This window comes from Micromonospora sp. NPDC048063, from assembly GCF_043202855.1.
In the GTDB taxonomy this organism is placed as follows: domain Bacteria; phylum Actinomycetota; class Actinomycetes; order Mycobacteriales; family Micromonosporaceae; genus Micromonospora.
This window is the reverse complement of the sequence record NZ_JBIDBG010000003.1, coordinates 632,433-648,764: the sequence shown is the minus strand read 5'-3', so window position 1 is coordinate 648,764 and position 16,332 is coordinate 632,433. Positions and strand designations below refer to the sequence as shown.

Below are 16,332 nucleotides of genomic sequence, written 5' to 3'. Positions count from 1 at the left end.
GGGGAACGGAGCCGACATGCGTGGTGACCTGGTCCGGAAGCTGATCGCCCGCGCCCTGGCCACCGGCCTGGCGGTGCTGGCGTTCCTCGTCGTCGCGCTGACCGGCGCGACCGGCTGGGGGCTGGGGCTGGCGGTGGCCGCCCTCGCGGCGGCCGCCTGGGAACGGCGGGTCCGCCCGGGCGCCGACAGCGTCGCCGAGACCGCGCTGGTCGCGGCGGCGGTCCTGGTCGGGTACGCCCGGCGCCTCGACGCCGGTTTCGACCCCGCGCTGGCCGCGACGGCGCTGGTCCTGCTGGGGCTGGTGCTGCTCGTCGGGCCGCTGCGGGACGCCGGCGGCCTGGAGGTGCGCGCCGCGAACCTGCCGGTGCGCACCTGGACGCCCCTGGTCGCCGCGCGCCTCGGCGACGCCCTGCTGGGGCTGCTCGCCCTGGTGGCGGCGGCCGCCGCGGCGACCCTGCCGGCCGGGGTGGCGCTGGGCGCCGTCGCGCTGGTCGCCGCCGGCGCCGGGGCCGTCGGGCTGGACCTCGCCCGGCGGCGGTTCCGGCCGGGGGCCGGCGGGTCGGCGGTCTCCCGCGCGCTGCGCCGCCACCAGCCCGAGTTCCTGCTCCACTTCTCCGCCCCGCCCGGCTCGGAATACCAGGTCACCATGTGGCTGCCGTACCTGGAGCGGATCGGCCGGCCGTTCCTGGTCATGGTGCGGGAGCCGGAGTTCCTGCCCACCGTCGCCGCGGCCACCACGGCACCGGTGGTCTACTGCCCGACGACGAAGGCGATGGACGAGGCGCTGGTGCCGAGCCTGCGGGTGGCGTTCTACGTCAACCACGGCGCGAAGAACAGCCACTGCATCCGCTTCACCCAGCTCACCCACGTCCAGCTGCACCACGGCGACAGCGACAAGGCGCCCAGCGCCAACCCGGTCTCCGCCATCTTCGACCGGATCTTCGTCGCCGGTCAGGCCGCCGTCGACCGGTACGCCCGCGCGGGCGTGGACATCCCGGCGGAGAAGTTCGTGGTGGTCGGCCGGCCGCAGGTCGAGTCGATCGAGGTCCGCCCGGAGCCGGTGCGCGGCCTGCCGCACCCCACGGTGCTCTACACGCCGACCTGGACGGGCCACCACGCGGACGCCAACTACTGCTCGCTGCCGGTGGCCGAGGCGCTGCTGCGCGGGCTGCTGGCGCGGGGCGCGACGGTGATCCTGCGGGCCCACCCGTACACCTCGCAGAACCCGGCCTCGGCGCGGCAGCTGGGCCGGCTCACGGAGCTGCTGGCCGCGGACCGGGCCCGGAGTGGCCGGCAGCACGTCTTCGGCGCCGCCGCCCGCGAGCTGACCCTGACGGAGTGCGTGAACCGCTCGGACGCGCTGGTCTCCGACGTGTCCGGGGTGATCTCCGACTACCTCTACTCCGGCAAGCCGTACGCGGTCACCGACATGGGCGACGAGGGCGACCGGTTCGCCGAGCGGTTCCCGCTGGCCGGCTCGGGCTACGTGCTGCGTCGCGACATGTCCAACGTGGACGAGGTGCTGGCCGCGCTGCTCGACACCGACCCGCTCGCCGCCGCCCGCTGGGCCACCCGGAGCCGCTACCTGGGCGACTTCCCGGCCGAGTCGTACGCCGAGGCGTTCCTGGGCGCCGCGCGGCGGCTGCTCGACGCGGACTGGAACCCGCCGACGCCGCGCGCCGTCGGCGGGACCGGCCTGCCGGTCGAGCCGGACGAGGCGACCCTCTCCCCCACCACCTGACCGGCCGGCACCTCGCGGGTCAGCGGTACGGGTCGACCAGCTCCAGGACGGCCTCGGGGGCCTCGACGTGGGCGTTGTGGCCCAGGCCGGGCAGGGTGGCGACCGGCACGCCCAGCTCCTTGAGCTGGGCGTCGGTGACCATGGGGTCGTGCTCGCCGCGGGCCAGCAGCACCGGCACGTCCGTCGCCGCCAGCAGGGCCCGCAGGTCCGGCTCCCCCACCCCGAACGCGGCGGGGTCCATCGCCAGCCGCCAGCGGCCGTCGACCTGCCGCAGCCCGGCCTCGACCACCGGGTGGTCCGGCGCGAAGAGCCCGGTCAGGCCGGCCACCCGCAGGTACCGGCGGGCCGCCTCGTCCCGGCTGGCGAACCAGGTCACCGGTCGGGCGGCCAGCTCCCCGGCCTTCGCCAGCTCGGCCGGGGACCAGACGGCCTTGATGCCGAGCCCGACCACGGCGTCGACCGGCAGCCCGGCGCGGCGGGCGGCCAGCGCCAGCCCGACCACGCCGCCGAGGGAGTGCCCCAGCACGACGAGCCGGTCCCCCGCCGCGAGCCCCGCGGCGACCCGGTCGGCCAGCCCGGCGAACGAGTACGCCGACAGCGGCGGCGACCAGCCGTGGCCGGCGAGGTCCGGCGCCAGCCACCGCCCCGCCCACCGGCGCTCCAGCAGCGGCGCCCAGGGCAGCCACACGTCCCCGGTCGCGCCCATGCCGTGCAGCAGCAGCAGGACGCGCCGGCCGTCCCGGTCACCCGATTCGTCGGCCATAGGCCGCAGTGTGCCACCCGCCGTACGCCCCGGCGAGGGCCGTGACCCGGAGACGACATCGGGCGCCGGCTCCCGGGGTGGGGAGCCGACGCCCGACGGGTGTCTTTCTCAGGCGGAGTAGCCGCGGGTGGCGGCCCAGTTCGCCAGGGCGATGGTGGACATCCAGTACGACGCGGTCGCCGGGTTCGCCGAGTCGGCGATCTTCACCTGCCGGCCCTCGTCCTGGTAGCCCACGACGGCGATGTAGTGGCCGCCGGGGAACGAGTGCCAGCCGCCGTCGGTGTCGGTGGCGCTGCCGGCGACGTTCACCACGACACCCCGCCCGTCCGTGATGGCGGCGACCACGTCGGCCTGGAGCTGGTCCATCTGCGCCGGGGTCGCGGCACCGCCCGGGATCATCCGGGTCCGGTACGGGTCACCCTTCACCGTCGCGTTCAGCACCCGGGTGGTGTCCTCGGCCGAGTCGGTGCCCATCTCGTCGGTGCCCAGCTGGGCGCCGAGGGCGTCCTGGCTGCGCGCGATGCCGGCGGCGCTGAGGGCGTGCCGGACGGCCGCCGGACCGCAGTTGTAGAAGGTGGTCTGGGCCTGGTAGTCGTAGTCCAGGGACTTCGCCTTCGGCGGCTTCGGCGGCTCCGGCTTGCGGGTCAGGTCCGGGTTCGGGGCGGCGCTGGTGGCGCTGGCCGACGGAGCGGCGCTGGACGCGGCCGGGGCGCCGGTCGACGGGGCGGTCGCGACGCGGGCGTCGCCGCGCGAGGCGACGCTGCCGTCCCGCAGCTCGCTCACGGCCACCGGGGCCTGTGCGGCGGCGGGTGCCTCGTCGGTGCCGGCCAGCAACGCGCCGGTGCCCGACGCGAGCACGAGCGCCGCGGCCGACGCGGCGGCCACCTGGTACGGACGCTCGGACGTGAGGCGACGGAGCTGACGCTTGAGGTGGTGCTTCACGGTTTCCTCCACGGGCTCGGGGGGTGAGCGGCCGCCGGTCCGCGCAGGGGGGACCGACCGCGCGGACGGCGTCCGGCGGTGGTGGACCACTCAGGGGATGCGCCCGGGATGCCGGGCGACGGGCGGTGACCGGTGGGTCAGCTCGCGGCGTGCGGACGGGCGAGCGCGGGCACCGCGGCGCCGTGGAGGCGCCGGAACGACCGGGGGGCGGGTGGGTGCTGCACGGGGATGGAACTCCTTCCGACGCCGCCGACCGGGTTAGCTGACGGATTCGGGCGGGAAGAACGCCCTACCGCGGGCCGTGGCCCGCGGATTCACCCCGATGTTGCACTGGGTCCCCGGCTCGCCTGTTCACGATTAGGCGGGTCGGCGCGGCGTCGCCTCTTGCGATCGGTTACCGCACCGGACGGGCCGACACTACTGGCCGGCCCGCGCCCTGCCAACCCGCTCCCACCTGCCTAAACCTTGATCTCCGGACTTTTTTTGCGGTCAGTTCGGCACTGACGCGACTCAATGGGACGACCGTTTCCCGACGCACCTTGCGTCGACAACCGGACGAGCGGCGGACATCGGCGCGGAATCGTCGGCGGGAATCGGCCGGGCCGCGCCGGATGACCGGTTCGGCGCCGCTATGACCGGCGTCACGAAATTGCCCGGCGGTGTCAGCCCACCCGCGCGGGCCGCCAGCGCGCGGCGAGCGCGGGCCGACGCCCGGCGGACACCGGCCGGGCCGCCGGGAGCCGGCCCGGCCGGAGCCGGACCGCTGCGGCGTACGCCTCCCCGGCCAGGGCCCGCGCCGCCTCGGCGGCCAGGTCGGCGTCCCGCCACGCCGCCCGTTCCCGCTCGGCGGCGGCCCGGTGGGCGGCCCGCTTCGCGTCGCGTACCGCCCGGGCCAGCGCGATCTCCTGCTCGACCGGGTGCCGGCGGGGATCCCAGCCGGCCCGGCGGCCGAACACCTCGCGGAGTTGGCGGGTGGAGAGGTCGCCGCGCCAGTGGGCCGCCACCGCCGCATGGTGCAGCCAGCGCTCGCGGGCGGCGTACTCGGCGGGCGTGCGCGGGGTGCGCGGGGCGGGCAGGGCGGCGGCCCCGGTGAGGCGGCGGGCGGCGGTCTCCGCCTCGTCGTACGCCCGCCAGGCCCGGTCGGCCTCCTCCCGGGCGGCGAGCCAGTCGGCCCGCCACCGCCGGGCGGTGCGGGCGGCCCGGCCCGCCGCGACGGCCACCTCCTCGGCGTAGCGGCGCAGGTCGGCCGCCTCCGCCACGGGGTCGACCGCGGGCGGGGCGACCGGCTCGTCGGCCGGACGGAGCCGCTCGGGGCGGGCGACCAGCACGGCGAGCACGGTCAGGGCCAGCAGGAGCAGGGCGGACCAGATGGCGGCGGCCCGCGGCACCTCGATCAGGAACTGGTAGACGACGGTCTCCATGGTCGGCACCTCACGGGGAGCGAGTGCGTCAGCGGGTCGCACGCGGCGCCCGGGTGGCGGGGCGTGGCGGTGCCACGTCCCGCCGCCGGGACGGGCGCGGGTGGTGGAGAGCGGAGGACGGGCACCTGTCAACGCCTGCGATAGCGGAAGGAGCCCTTCCTACGCCGTGCGGCGGGCGTGGTCGCGGGGCGCGCGTGCCCCGCGGGATGGTGCGGATCAAACGTGCGGCGGGCCCCGGGGGCCGGCCGCGCCGGGGGTGTGCCCGCCCGGCGCGGGGGCCGGGCCGGGGGTGACGGCCCCGGCGGCCTCACCCGGGTCGGCCGGAGCGGCGGGGTGGCCGGGGCCGGCGGCGGCCCGGTCGACGGCGGCCCGGTCGACGGCGGCCCGGTCGACGGCGGCCCGGTCGACGGCGGCACCGTCGACGGCGGCACCGTCGGAGAGGACGCGGTGGTCGGCGACCGCCACGGGCGGGTCGGCGGGTGCCAGCGTGACGGGGAGCGCCGGGACCGGGGGCGCCCAGGCGTCAGCCGGGGGCGCCCAGGTGTCGGTCGCGGAAACTCCGGCCTGGGCCGAGGCGGCGGCGGGAAGGGCCCCGGCGCCGACGGCGAACGCGACCGCGACGGCGAGGCCGGTCAGCAGCCGTACGGCCCACCGCGCCACCCACCACAGGGGACAGGTGAGCGCGACGGGAAGCACGCGACCACGCTACCGCCGATGCCACCGGTCCGCATCGCCGCCCGGCGTGTCCCGTCTGCGGCGGTCTCGGCGGCCCTCCGGACCGGTGCTCTGCGCGCCCGGCCGTCCACCGGAGGACCGCACGGACCAGGGTGGACGGGTGGTCCGGCCGCCCCAGTGGGTCGACCTGTGTCAGTGGACGCGATCGTCCTACGCCCGGGGACGCGGCCGGCCGGCCGTCGCACGGGACTCGACGTACGCCGGTCGGCGGTCCGCCTCCGGCTCGGCGTGCCGGGGGCGCGGCACGACGCGTCCCCGCTCCCCCGGCACGGCCGGCGCTCGCTCCCCTGGTCGCTGCCGCGGGGCGGCCACACCTTCGACCGGCGGCGTCGCCCGGGCCGGGCGGCGCGGGCCGAGCAGCCGCATCATCGGCGTCTCGACGAAGCGGTGCAACGCTCCGGCGAGGGCCAGGTTGGCCAGCAGGAAGCCGAGCACCGCGGCCAGCCCCCACCAGCCGCGGTACCCGACGCCCCAGTCGCCGGTGAGCCGGAGCACGGTCACCATCACCAGCACGTGCACCAGGTAGAAGGCGAAGGAGACCTCGCCGAGCCAGACCATCGGCCGGGACCGCCACGGCGACCGCCGCCCGCGCACGTCCGCGTCCGCCGCCGCGGTGATGACCAGGATGTACGCCACCGCGAGCAGGGCCGCCCACAGCTCGGCGCGCACCCACTGCGCGGCGACCACCCAGGTGGCCACGAAGACCAGGCTCGCCACCGGCAGGCCCGGCCCCCGCCACCGGCCGCGCCGCATCAGCTCGGCGGCGGCCACGCCCATCCAGAACTCCAGGGACCGGACGGGCGGGAAGATCTGGGTGAACCACCAACGGCTCTCCTCGGGCACCAGGGCCTGGGCCGGCCAGAGCGCCAGGATCAGCAGCGGCACCGCGACGACCACGGTCCACAGTGCCCACGGCCGGGCCCGGCGGAGCAGCGGCAGCGCCAGCGGCAGGCAGAGGTAGAAGAAGAACTCGCAGGACAGCGACCAACTGACCGTGTTGATGCTGTAGAACGCGCCCGGCCGAGGGTCCCACGCCTGGAGCAGGAAGAGGTTCTCCACCGCGACGCCGCGGTCCACCGGGTCGGCGAACCAGGCCGCGACCAGCAGGGCGAGCGCCCACAGCGCCACGTGGCTGGGCCAGATCTTGGCGATCCGGCGACGCCAGAACGCCCGGCGGGAGTCGGTCGGCCGGGCCGACCACACCAGCACGAAACCGCTGAGGATGAAGAAGAACTGCACGCCGGACAGGCCCAGGGTGAAGACCCAGTTCACCACTGCCCGGTGGTCCGGCTCGGCGATGATCCCCATCGTGCCGGCGTGGAAGCCGAAGACGAGCAGGGCCGCCACCCAGCGCAGCCCGGTCAGCGAGGGCAGCCGACCGGCCGGGGGCGCGGGCCGGGCCTCCGGCGCGACGGTCGCGGCCCCCGTCATGCCGGCGGCCCGGCGGTCCGCAGGGTCACCAGCACGTACGTCTCCTCCTCGGCCGTCGGCGGGCGGCGCAGGACGGCCCGCGGCGGCCTCCGGTAGGCGCCGCCGCCGGGCACCCTACCCGCCGCCCCGGATGTCCCCCTGCGTCCCCGTCCACCGCGTGACGGTTCCGTCCCTCCGCGTGGCGGAGTGACGCGCATCTGTGCCGGGGTCGGCCGGTGGCCTAATATTCCGTGACCCGAAGGTGACGAGAGGCGGGGACGGATGCACCAGCGGATCCTGATGCGGGCGAAGAAGGGCCCGTTCGACGTCTACTCCCCCGAGGAAGCCTTCGAGGGGAACTGGATCGGCGAGAACAACGGCAACCTCGTCTTCAGCCACGCCGCGCACAAGCTGCTGCAGACCAGCACCACCGAGATCACCCCGACCGAGTTCAAGGTCAACCCGCGCGACGCCGACATGATCAACGAGCGGTACGACGTCTACGTCGTCCCGCTCGCCAACGCCTTCCGGCGCAGCTACGCCCACCGCATCGAACTCATGACGAAGCTCGTCGAACGGCTGAAGATCCCGGTGGTGGTGCTCGGGGTGGGCGTGCAGACCGACGTCAAGGGCGACCGGGAGTACCTGCGCCCGATCGACGACGCCGTCACCCGCTTCGTCCGGGCCGTGCTCGACCGGTCGCACAGCATCGGCGTACGGGGTGAGATCACCGAGGGCTACCTGCGCACGCTGGGCTTCTCCGCCGTCGACGTGATCGGGTGCCCGTCGATGTTCCTGCACGGCGACAGCCTGCGGGTGGAGAAGCGGAAGGCGGCGCTGGCGCCCGACGACCGGCTCGCGCTGACCATCTCGCCGTACGTGAAGTCGATGGCGAAGATCATCGCCCGGCACCACGAGCGGTACCCGAACCTGCGTTACCTGCCGCAGGACCTCAAGACGCTCGGCACCCTGCTCTACGGCGACGCCCCCGACGACCGGGGCAAGTCCAGCGCGATCCCCATCCACACCTCGCACCCGCTGTTCACCGAGGACAAGGTGCGGATGTTCGTCGACCCCTGGACCTGGATGGACTACCTCTCCGGGTTCGAGTTCGCCTTCGGCACCCGGATCCACGGCACCATCACCGCGCTGGTCGCCGGCACGCCCGGCTACCTCTTCGCGCACGACTCGCGCACCCTGGAGCTGGCCCGGTACTTCGACATCCCGCACCGGGTGATGAAGGAGGTGCCGGCCGACGTCGACGCCGCCCAGCTCTACGACGAGGCGGACTACACGGCGCTCAACGACGGCCACAAGGCACGCTACGAGACCATGCTCGCCTTCCTCGCCAAGCACGACCTGGGCAACGCCTTCGCCGACGGCGACAGCGCCGCCCGGTTCGACGCGCGGGTGCGGGCCACCACCTACCCGCCCGCCGTGCGCCCGGCCACCGCGACCGCGCCGGACGTGCTGCTCGAGCGGATCCAGTGGCTGCGGGACCGCAACGCGGCGCTGCACCAGGACGCGGAGACGCTGCGGGAGCAGCGCCTGCGCACCCGGGTCAAGCGGGTGGTGGGCGGCCCGGTGAAGCGCATCCTGAACCGTTAACCCGGCGCTGGGCGGCTGTTCAGGGACTCCACCTTCGCCGGCAACGTGAGGTTCCGGGGCCGTCCATCCGCGCGGTCGATGGTGTCGGCGTGGTCATTGAGCCGACGCAAGCACCGCTGCTGAGCATCGTCGTGCCCGTGTACGGCGTCGAGCCGTACCTGTACCAGTGCCTCGAGTCGATCCGCGCCGACATCCCGGCCGGCGAGGCGGGCGCGGTGGAGCTGATCGCGGTGGACGACGCCTCCCCGGACCGCTGCGGGGAGATGCTGCGGTCGTACGCGGCCGGGCGGGTCGGCATCCGCACCGTCCACCTGACCGACAACGTCGGCCTCGGCCTGGCCCGCAACGCCGGTCTCGACGAGGCCACCGGCGCGTACGTCTGGTTCGTCGACAGCGACGACTGGCTGCCGCCGGGCACGATCCCGGCGGTGCTGGACCGGTTGCGCAGGGACCGGCCCGACGTGCTGATGCTGGACCACCTGCGGGTGCACGAGGGCGGCCGGCGGGAGGTCGACGCGAGCAGCCACCTGCTGCGCGGGGTGCCGGGCGTGGTCCGCCTCGCCGACCGGCCGCAACTGCTGAAGGTGCAGCACACCGCCTGGAACAAGGTGGTCCGCCGCGGATTCATGGCCGAGCTGGAGCTGCGCTTCTTCCCCGGCTGGTACGAGGACATCCCGTTCAGCCACCCGCTGCTGATCGGCGCGGAGCGGATCTCCGTACTGGACCGGGTCTGCTACCTCTACCGGCAGGGCCGGCTCGGCGCGATCACCTCCACCCGCAGCCGCCGGCACTTCGACGCCTTCGACCAGTACGAGCGGCTCTTCGACTGGCTGGACCGGCACGCCCCGGACGAGCGGCTGCGGGCCGAGCTGTTCACCCTGATGATCAGCCACTACCTGGTGGTGGCGGGCAACGACGGCCGGCTGCACCCGCGGCTGCGCCGCGCGTTCTTCCGCCGGGTCGCCGAGCACTACCGCCGCTACCTGCCCGACGTGGGCTACTCCCGGCCCGCCGGAGTCGCGGGGCTCAAGCACCGCCTGGTCGGGCGGAACAGCTACCTCGCGTACGCGGCGCTGCGCCGGGCCCACCGGGCGGCGGGCCGGGTGCGGGGCGGCCGACCCGTCCCGCCGGCCCTCCCCTCGCCGGAGGCCGGCCAGGCGGAGGCCGGGCAGGCCCCGGAGGCCGGGACGGCGGCGGACCAGACCACCGCGATGGCGAGCCGCCGATGACCGGGCTTCCGACGACCGAGCCGCTGGTGGCCGGGCCGCTGCGGCCGGCAGACGACGGCGACCTGCACCGGATGCTGCTCTGGCGCAACCACCCGCAGGTGCGGGCGGTGAGCCTGACCAGCCACGAGATCGGCCTGGTCGAGCACACCGCCTGGTGGGCGAGGGCCCGGGTCGACCCGGACCGGCGGGTGCTGGTGCACCTGCACGACGAGGTGCCGTCCGGCATCGTCACGTTCTCCGGGGTCACCGCCCCGGACCGGGCCCTGACCTGGGGCTTCTACCTGGACATCGACGGCCTGGACGCCCGGGGGCAACTGCTGCCGGCGTGGCTGTCGCTGGAGCGGGCCGCCATCGCGTACGCCTTCGACACCCTCGGGGCGGAGACGCTGGGCGGCGAGACGCTCGCCGCCAACAAGCCGGTGCTGGCCCTGCACCGGCGCTTCGGATTTCGCGAGGTCCGGCGCTACGAGCGGGACATCGACGGCACGCCGCACCAGGTGGTGTGGACGGAGAAGAGCAGAGGAAGATGACGGCGACAGTCAAGATCGGCCCGCACGCGGTCGGCCCCGGCGAGCGGCCCCTCGTGGTCGCGGAAATGTCCGGCAACCACAACGGCAGCCTGGACCGGGCACTCGCCATCGTCGACGCGGTGGCGGCCAGCGGGGCGCACGCGCTCAAGCTCCAGACGTACCGGCCGGACACCATCACCATCGACGTGGACGCCCCCGCGTTCCGCCTCTCCGACGGGCACGACCTGTGGGGCGGCGAGCGCCTCTGGCAGCTCTTCGAGCGCGCCCACACCCCGTACGAGTGGCACGCGCCGATCTTCGAGCGGGCCCGCCGGCACGGTCTGACGGTGTTCTCCTCGCCGTTCGACGCGACGGCGGTGGAGCTACTGGAGGAGCTGGACGCGCCCGCGTACAAGATCGCGTCGTCGGAGCTGGTGGACCTGCCGCTGATCCGGCTCGTCGCGGCCACCGGCAAGCCGCTGGTCATCTCCACCGGGATGGCCACCGTCGGCGAGATCGACGCGGCCGTCCGCGCCGCCCGGGAGGGCGGCGCCGGCGGCATCGTGCTGCTCGCCTGCACGGCGTCCTACCCGGCGCCCCCGCAGGACAGCAACCTGCGCCGGCTGCCCGTGCTGGCCGACACGTTCGGCCTGCCGGTGGGCCTGTCCGACCACACGCCGGGCATCGGCGTCCCGGTCGCCTCGGTGGCGTTCGGCGCCTGCCTGATCGAGAAACACGTGACGCTGCGCCGCGCCGACGGGGGCGTCGACTCGGACTTCTCGCTGGAGCCGGCGGAGCTGACCGCCCTCACCGTCGAGTCGGAGCGGGCGTGGGCGGCGCTGGGCGGCACCGCGATCGGGCCCACCCCGACCGAGCGGGAGGGGCTGCGGTTCCGCCGGTCCCTCTGGGTGGTCGAGGACGTCCGGGCCGGCGACCCGGTCACCGCGGCGGTCGTGCGCTCGATCCGGCCGGCCGGCGGACTCCCCCCGGCCGACCTCGACCGGGTGCTCGGCCGCGCCTTCACCCGGGACGTGCCGAAGGGGACGCCGCTGAGCTGGGACCTCGTCTGAGGCCACCCGCACCGCGAAAGGGGGCCCGGTCCGCGCGGACCGGGCCCCCTTCCTCGTGCGACCGCCCGGGACGGGCGCCCCCCTTCTCGTGCGACCGCCGGGGTGGAGTCAGTCGGCGACCGTGACCAGCCGGACGAACTCGCGGAGCAGGTCGTGGCCGTCCCAGACCGGCGCGAAGGTCAGCGCCGCGCCGAACGGCACGATCCGGTCGATGCCCCGGCCGCCGAGCCGCCGGGCGAAGTCGACCAGCTCGGACCGGGTGAACCCGAAGTGGGTCAGCGTCTGGTCCCGCCGGCGCACGAACGGCGCCAGCTCCGCCAGCTCTCCCAGGGTGACGAAGCCGAACGTCCCCGCGCCGAGCCACTCCCGGGGCGCCGCCGCCGGCCCGTCCAGCTCCAGCGTGGTGACGAGGTTGTCGTGGAACACCATCCGGGCCACTCCCCCGTCGGCGGCCAGCCCGTACGCGCCGACCCGCTTCTCGACGGCCATCGCCGCGTCCACGTCCCAGCCCCGCTCCCGCACGGCCACGCCGAGCAGGGCCACGAACTCGGCCCGGACGGCGTCGGCGCGCCGGGCGTCGCCGACCAGGAACACCGCCCGGGGCGACGCGCAGGCCGCCTGGTCGAACCAGTAGGCGTCGTTGGCGAACCGCGCCACGGCGTCCCGCCGGGCGGCAAGCGGGGCGGCCGCCCAGCCGGCCACCGAGAGCACCGCGAACGACGAGCGGTCGGGGAAGGTGAGGTCCCGCGCCGCGGGAGCCAGCGGGTGCCGACGCACGGCGGTCACCGCCCGGTCGCCGCCCCAGATGACCCGGACGTCGCAGCCGGCGCTGAGCCGGCCGGTCACCGCGTCGTCGTGGCCGTACGTGACCATGCGTTGGGTACGGCCCACGACCGGGTCGGCGGCGTCCAGGCTGTCGTTGAGCACGTCCAGGATCGCGTCGGCCGCCGCCGCCGAGCGGGGCGACACCCGGACGACGTTGGTGTTGCCGGCCAGCGCGGACAGCGCCCAGGAGTAGACGAAGATGGTGTCCACGTTGGCGGGTGGGATGTGGAACACCACGCCCCGGGGGAAGGCGAGCACCCCGTCGTCGAGCCCGGCGTGCAGCCGCTCCACGCCGCGCAGCAACTCCCGGCGGCGCAGGAAGAACCCGAGCGAGCCCAGCTCCGGATGGCGGCGGGCCAGCGCCGGGGCCAGCAGCCGCCGGGAGACCGAGGTCAGGAAGTCCACGATCCGCTCGTCGCCGACGGTCAGCGGCGGGTCGGCGGCCGGGGGCAGCAGGTCGTCCACCGGCACCTCCGGCCCGGCGGGGAAGCGCATCCGTACCGTCATGCCTGACCTCCGACGTAGGTGTCGCTGCAACCCCGGGCCTCGGCGCGCGGCAGCCGGCCCAGCACGCTGAACCGCTTGCCCGGCCAGTGCCCGTCGTCGACGCCGTGCACCACCCCGAGGTCCTCGGTGAGCAGCACGTTGCCCGGGTAGGAGGTGGGCAGGGTGCTGAGCACCTCGATCACGCCGGGCGTGCCGATCGGCGCCTCCCGCCAGGTGACCGGGTCGCGGACGATGACGTCGGCGAAGTCCGGGCAGTAGAGGGAGCCGCCGTCGGGCCCCTCCAGGAAGACCGTGCCGATCTGCTCGACCATCCCGTAGAAGTTGTGGATCCGCTCCAGGCCGGTGTCCGCGCCGAGCCGGCGGCGGAACTCGGCGTTGTCCACCGCCTGGTCGGCGAGCTTCTTCCAGCCGCCGGAGTGCACGAGGATCCCGTTCGACAGGTCGAGTCCGTGGTCGCGGGCCACCTCGTAGAGGTAGCGCCAGACCATGAAGGTGAAGCCGAAGACCAGGAACGGCGCGTCGCCGTGCCGGGCCAGGAAGTCCTTGAGCGCCGCGACGTCCGGCCGGTCGTCGGCGTCGAGCAGCCACAGGTGGTCGCGGCCGAAGTTGACCATGCCGAGCGCCCCGGCGCCGCGCGCCGAGTAGGAGCGCCGGTCGCCGACCACGCCGGCCCGGTCCACCACCACCATCGGCAGCCGGCGCGGGCCGAGCACGGCGCCCAGCGTGCGGGCCAGCATCCGGGACTGGGTGGCCGCCGCCTCCCGGTCCAGGTGGATCCGGCTGACCTCGCCGGTGGTGCCGCTGGAGGTGAGCACCCGGATCACCTGCTCGTCCGGCACGCTGGCCAGCTTGCGGGTCTTGAACAGCCGCACCGGCAGCCAGGGCAGGTCGGCCAGCGTCGCGACGTCGCCGTCCGCGCCGCCCAGGGCGTCCAGGATCCGCGCGTACGGCGGGCAGTGGCGCCGGTGGTGGGCCAGCAGCCCGACCAGTTCGTCGCGGAGCCGGTGTTCCTTCTCGGGCTGGGTGAGCGTGAACACCTCGGTCAGCACTGTGCCTCCAGCGCGCGGTAGTCGGGCTTGCCCGTCGGGGTCAGCGGGAGGGCGTCCACGCCACGCACCTGGACGCCGGACGAGTGGGTGCCCAGCGCCTCCGCCACCTCGGCGCGGATCCGGGCGAGCCGGTCGGCGTCGGCGCCCTCGGCCACCACCACCAGCCGGTCCGCGCCCGCGATCGCGGCGACCGGCCCGTGGTGGCCGAGGGACCGTTCCACGTCGTCGAGGTTGACCCGGACCCCGAACACCTTGGCGATCCGCTTGATCCGGCCGGTGACGTGCAGGAACCCGTCGGCGTCGAGCCGGCCCAGGTCGCCGGTGGCGAGCACGCCGCCCAGTTCGTCGGGGCGGGCCAGGTCGGCCGCCGTCTCGGCGTAGCCCATCATCACGTTGGGCCCCCGGTAGACGATCTCGCCGGTCCGGTCGGGCGCGGTCGTCTCCGTGCCGTCGTCGGCGCGCACCGACAGCGCCCCGCCGGGCACCGGCAGTCCCACCGAGCCGAGCTTCTCCGGCAGCCGGTCGGGCGGCAGCACCGTCATCCGGGCGGTCGCCTCGGTCTGCCCGTACATGACGAAGAGGCGGCCGGCCACCTCGGCCATCCGGCCGTGGAAGTCCGCCACCAGCTCCGGGTGCAGCCGGCCGCCGGCCTGGGTGAGCGTCCGCAGCCGTTCGTGCCGGGCGGGCGCGAAGCGCAGCCGGCGCAGCATCTCGTACTGGTAGGGCACGGCGGCCAGGGAGGTGACCCGGTGCCGGTCGACGGCGGTCCAGAACTCGCGGGAGGTGAGGCCGGAGCGCTCCAGCAGCACGGTGGCGCCGGCGTGCAGGTGGCTGGTGAGCACCGACAGCCCGTACGTGTAGTGCAGCGGCAGGGTGGTGGGGGCCACCTCGTCGCCGTCGATGCCGAGCGCGGTGGCGATGGCCGCCGCGTTGGCCCGCACCGCCGCGCCGGAGAGCCGCACGAGCTTCGGGTTGCCGGTCGAGCCGGAGGTGGTCAGCAGCAGCGCCAGGTCGGGGTGGGGCGCGGGTCCGGCGGGCCCGGTGCGCCGCCAGGCCGGGCCGAGGCCGACCGGGCCCGGCTCGTAGCCGTCGACCGGCTCGGGGCCGGTGAGCAGTACGGCGGGGCGGAACCGGTCGACCAGCTCGCGCAACGCGCCCGGCGTGACCTGCGGGTCGAGCAGCGCGACCGCGCGGCCGGCCTGCCAGGCCGCGAGGATCCGCAGCACCGCGTCGATCTCGGCGGGGGCGGCGGCGAACACCACGCCCGGTGGTTCCCGGTCGAGCAGCGCGGCGAGGTCGGCGACCCGGGCGGCGAGTTCGGCGCCCCCGACCTGCCGGCCGGTCGCCGCGTCCACCAGCCGGGCGTCGGGGTGCGGCAGACCGGCCGCGTCGGGGTGCGGCAGAGCGGCCGCGTCGGGGTACGGCAGACCGGTCACAGGGTCAGCCCGCCGTCCACGCCGAGCACCTGGCCGGTGACGAAGGCGGCGGCCGGGGAGAGCAGGAACGCGACCACCTCGGCCACCTCCTCCGGCTCGCCGAGCCGGCGCAGCGGCGTGGCGTCCACGCGGGCCCGCCGGCCCGGCTCGTCGAGGTCGGCCAGCAGGTCGGTGCGGATGAAGCCCGGCGCGACCGCGTTCACCCGGATCCCGGCCGGACCGAGCTCCTTCGCGGCGGCCCGGGTGAGCCCCTCGACGGCGGCCTTGCTGGCCGCGTAGACGGCCTGGCCGGCCGCTCCGGCCGAACCGACCAGCGAGGCGGTGAGCACCACCGCCGGCCGGTCGCCCCGGCGCAGCAGGCGCGATCCCTGTTGCAGCGTGTGCGCGGCACCGGCCGCGTTGACCGCGAACAGCCGGGTCACCGTCTCGTCCGGCACCGAGCCCAGCAGCCCCGCCTCGTGCACCCCGGCGTTGACGACCAGCGCGTCCAGCCCCCGCCACCGCGCGAAGACGGTACGCATCGCCGCCCGGACCTGGTCGGGCTCCGCCACGTCGCCGTGCACCGCGAGGTGCGGTCCGCCGGGCAGTTCGGCGGCCACCTCGTCGGCGGAGCCGGGCAGCCGGCCGTGCACCGCGACCGCGCAGCCCTGCGCGGCGAGCCGCCGGGCGACGGCGCGGCCGATGCCCCGGGTCGACCCGGTGACCAGGACCCGACGGGCGGGCGCGTCCCGGCCGGCGCCCGGCCCGGACGCGGCGGCCGTGCCGGTGTCAGTCGGTGAGGACGACACCGTGCTTCTCCAGGATCAGCCGCGCGCGGTCGAAGGAACTGAGGTCGATCACTTCGTCGGTGTCCAGCATGACGCCGAACTCGTCCTCGATGGCGGCCACCAACGACATGTGCGCGAGCGAATCCCATTTCTCGATTCCGCGATATTCGAGACTGTCCACGACGGCGTCGTCGGAAAGCTCCAACGCCGCGCGGAAGACGACCCTCAGTCGCTGAAGTTCCACCGCGATTTCCTCCGTAACTGGTCCGCACGCCTCGACGTGCGGGCCGAGTGTAGCCGAGGCCGAAGGCCCCTCAACC

At 75.5% G+C, this 16,332-nt stretch carries 15 protein-coding genes and 1 riboswitch; of the genes, 5 read left to right on the top strand and 10 right to left on the bottom strand.

Going from position 1 to position 16,332, the window contains the following annotated elements:
• Nucleotides 1-16 precede the first annotated feature (16 nt).
• The gene (locus ACGFZ2_RS11370; RefSeq protein WP_393452417.1) at nt 17-1,741 is read left to right on the top strand and encodes a CDP-glycerol glycerophosphotransferase family protein; all 1,725 of its coding nucleotides are present in this window, start codon (nt 17-19) and stop codon (nt 1,739-1,741) included.
• A gap of 19 nt (nt 1,742-1,760) precedes the next feature.
• Here the strand turns inward: ACGFZ2_RS11370 and ACGFZ2_RS11365 are convergent, their stop codons facing one another.
• The 5 genes from ACGFZ2_RS11365 to ACGFZ2_RS11345 all read right to left on the bottom strand — a co-directional run bounded on the left by ACGFZ2_RS11365 (nt 1,761) and on the right by ACGFZ2_RS11345 (nt 7,033).
• Nucleotides 1,761-2,504 (bottom strand): alpha/beta fold hydrolase, encoded by a 744-nt coding sequence (locus ACGFZ2_RS11365; protein ID WP_393267583.1) that lies wholly within the window; start codon nt 2,502-2,504, stop codon nt 1,761-1,763.
• A 108-nt stretch (nt 2,505-2,612) separates the two neighbouring features.
• Nucleotides 2,613-3,458: a C39 family peptidase gene (locus ACGFZ2_RS11360; RefSeq protein ID WP_393267586.1), complete on the bottom strand. Its 846-nt coding sequence runs from the start codon at nt 3,456-3,458 to the stop codon at nt 2,613-2,615.
• 220 nt (nt 3,459-3,678) lie between these two features.
• Nucleotides 3,679-3,820, bottom strand: a riboswitch (cyclic di-AMP (ydaO/yuaA leader).
• A 288-nt stretch (nt 3,821-4,108) separates the two neighbouring features.
• Entirely contained in the window at nt 4,109-4,867 is a 759-nt protein-coding gene (locus ACGFZ2_RS11355; RefSeq protein ID WP_393452414.1) for a hypothetical protein, read from the bottom strand.
• 216 nt (nt 4,868-5,083) lie between these two features.
• A complete protein-coding gene (locus tag ACGFZ2_RS11350) occupies nt 5,084-5,563 on the bottom strand; it encodes a hypothetical protein (protein WP_393452411.1) in 480 nt (159 codons plus the stop codon).
• Between the two features lie 189 nt (nt 5,564-5,752).
• Complete coding sequence (locus ACGFZ2_RS11345) at nt 5,753-7,033, bottom strand: acyltransferase family protein (protein ID WP_393267594.1); 1,281 nt, start codon at nt 7,031-7,033, stop codon at nt 5,753-5,755.
• 261 nt (nt 7,034-7,294) lie between these two features.
• Between ACGFZ2_RS11345 and ACGFZ2_RS11340 the strand changes: the two genes are divergently transcribed.
• The 4 genes from ACGFZ2_RS11340 to pseI all read left to right on the top strand — a co-directional run bounded on the left by ACGFZ2_RS11340 (nt 7,295) and on the right by pseI (nt 11,428).
• Nucleotides 7,295-8,620 carry a polysaccharide pyruvyl transferase family protein gene (locus ACGFZ2_RS11340; RefSeq protein WP_393452408.1) on the top strand — a complete coding sequence of 442 codons (1,326 nt, stop codon included), beginning with the start codon at nt 7,295-7,297 and terminating at the stop codon, nt 8,618-8,620.
• An 89-nt stretch (nt 8,621-8,709) separates the two neighbouring features.
• Entirely contained in the window at nt 8,710-9,849 is a 1,140-nt protein-coding gene (locus tag ACGFZ2_RS11335; RefSeq protein ID WP_393452405.1) for a glycosyltransferase family 2 protein, read from the top strand.
• 26 nt (nt 9,850-9,875) lie between these two features.
• Nucleotides 9,876-10,379, top strand: a complete 504-nt coding sequence (locus ACGFZ2_RS11330) for a GNAT family N-acetyltransferase (protein WP_393452593.1) — start codon at nt 9,876-9,878, stop codon at nt 10,377-10,379.
• Nucleotides 10,376-11,428 (top strand): pseudaminic acid synthase, encoded by a 1,053-nt coding sequence (gene pseI / locus ACGFZ2_RS11325; protein WP_393452402.1) that lies wholly within the window; start codon nt 10,376-10,378, stop codon nt 11,426-11,428. Before ACGFZ2_RS11330 ends, pseI begins: the two co-directional genes overlap by 4 nt.
• Nucleotides 11,429-11,536: 108 nt before the next feature.
• Here pseI and ACGFZ2_RS11320 read toward each other — a convergent pair whose 3' ends face one another.
• The 5 genes from ACGFZ2_RS11320 to ACGFZ2_RS11300 are packed head-to-tail and all read right to left on the bottom strand — an operon-like array spanning nt 11,537 to nt 16,256.
• Nucleotides 11,537-12,760, bottom strand: a complete 1,224-nt coding sequence (locus ACGFZ2_RS11320; protein ID WP_393452399.1) for an acyl-CoA reductase — start codon at nt 12,758-12,760, stop codon at nt 11,537-11,539.
• A complete protein-coding gene (locus ACGFZ2_RS11315) occupies nt 12,757-13,809 on the bottom strand; it encodes an acyl-protein synthetase (protein ID WP_393452396.1) in 1,053 nt (350 codons plus the stop codon). The genes ACGFZ2_RS11320 and ACGFZ2_RS11315 overlap by 4 nt, the downstream gene beginning before the upstream one ends.
• On the bottom strand, nt 13,803-15,236 hold the full coding sequence (locus tag ACGFZ2_RS11310; RefSeq protein WP_393452590.1) for an AMP-binding protein: 1,434 nt from the start codon (nt 15,234-15,236) through the stop codon (nt 13,803-13,805). The genes ACGFZ2_RS11315 and ACGFZ2_RS11310 overlap by 7 nt, the downstream gene beginning before the upstream one ends.
• A 5-nt stretch (nt 15,237-15,241) precedes the next feature.
• Nucleotides 15,242-16,033, bottom strand: coding sequence for an SDR family NAD(P)-dependent oxidoreductase (locus ACGFZ2_RS11305; protein ID WP_393452393.1), 792 nt, complete (start codon nt 16,031-16,033; stop codon nt 15,242-15,244).
• Nucleotides 16,014-16,256: an acyl carrier protein gene (locus ACGFZ2_RS11300; protein ID WP_393452390.1), complete on the bottom strand. Its 243-nt coding sequence runs from the start codon at nt 16,254-16,256 to the stop codon at nt 16,014-16,016. Before ACGFZ2_RS11300 ends, ACGFZ2_RS11305 begins: the two co-directional genes overlap by 20 nt.
• Nucleotides 16,257-16,332 lie beyond the last annotated feature (76 nt).

What these genes read in the sequence shown, in the direction of transcription:
- ACGFZ2_RS11370 (WP_393452417.1), top strand. Translation starts at nt 17, where the DNA reads ATGCGTGGTGACCTGGTCCGGAAGCTGATCGCCCGCGCCCTGGCCACC.
- ACGFZ2_RS11365 (WP_393267583.1), bottom strand. Translation starts at nt 2,504, where the DNA reads ATGGCCGACGAATCGGGTGACCGGGACGGCCGGCGCGTCCTGCTGCTG.
- ACGFZ2_RS11355 (WP_393452414.1), bottom strand. Translation starts at nt 4,867, where the DNA reads ATGGAGACCGTCGTCTACCAGTTCCTGATCGAGGTGCCGCGGGCCGCC.
- ACGFZ2_RS11345 (WP_393267594.1), bottom strand. Translation starts at nt 7,033, where the DNA reads ATGACGGGGGCCGCGACCGTCGCGCCGGAGGCCCGGCCCGCGCCCCCG.
- ACGFZ2_RS11340 (WP_393452408.1), top strand. Translation starts at nt 7,295, where the DNA reads ATGCACCAGCGGATCCTGATGCGGGCGAAGAAGGGCCCGTTCGACGTC.
- pseI (WP_393452402.1), top strand. Translation starts at nt 10,376, where the DNA reads ATGACGGCGACAGTCAAGATCGGCCCGCACGCGGTCGGCCCCGGCGAG.
- ACGFZ2_RS11320 (WP_393452399.1), bottom strand. Translation starts at nt 12,760, where the DNA reads ATGACGGTACGGATGCGCTTCCCCGCCGGGCCGGAGGTGCCGGTGGAC.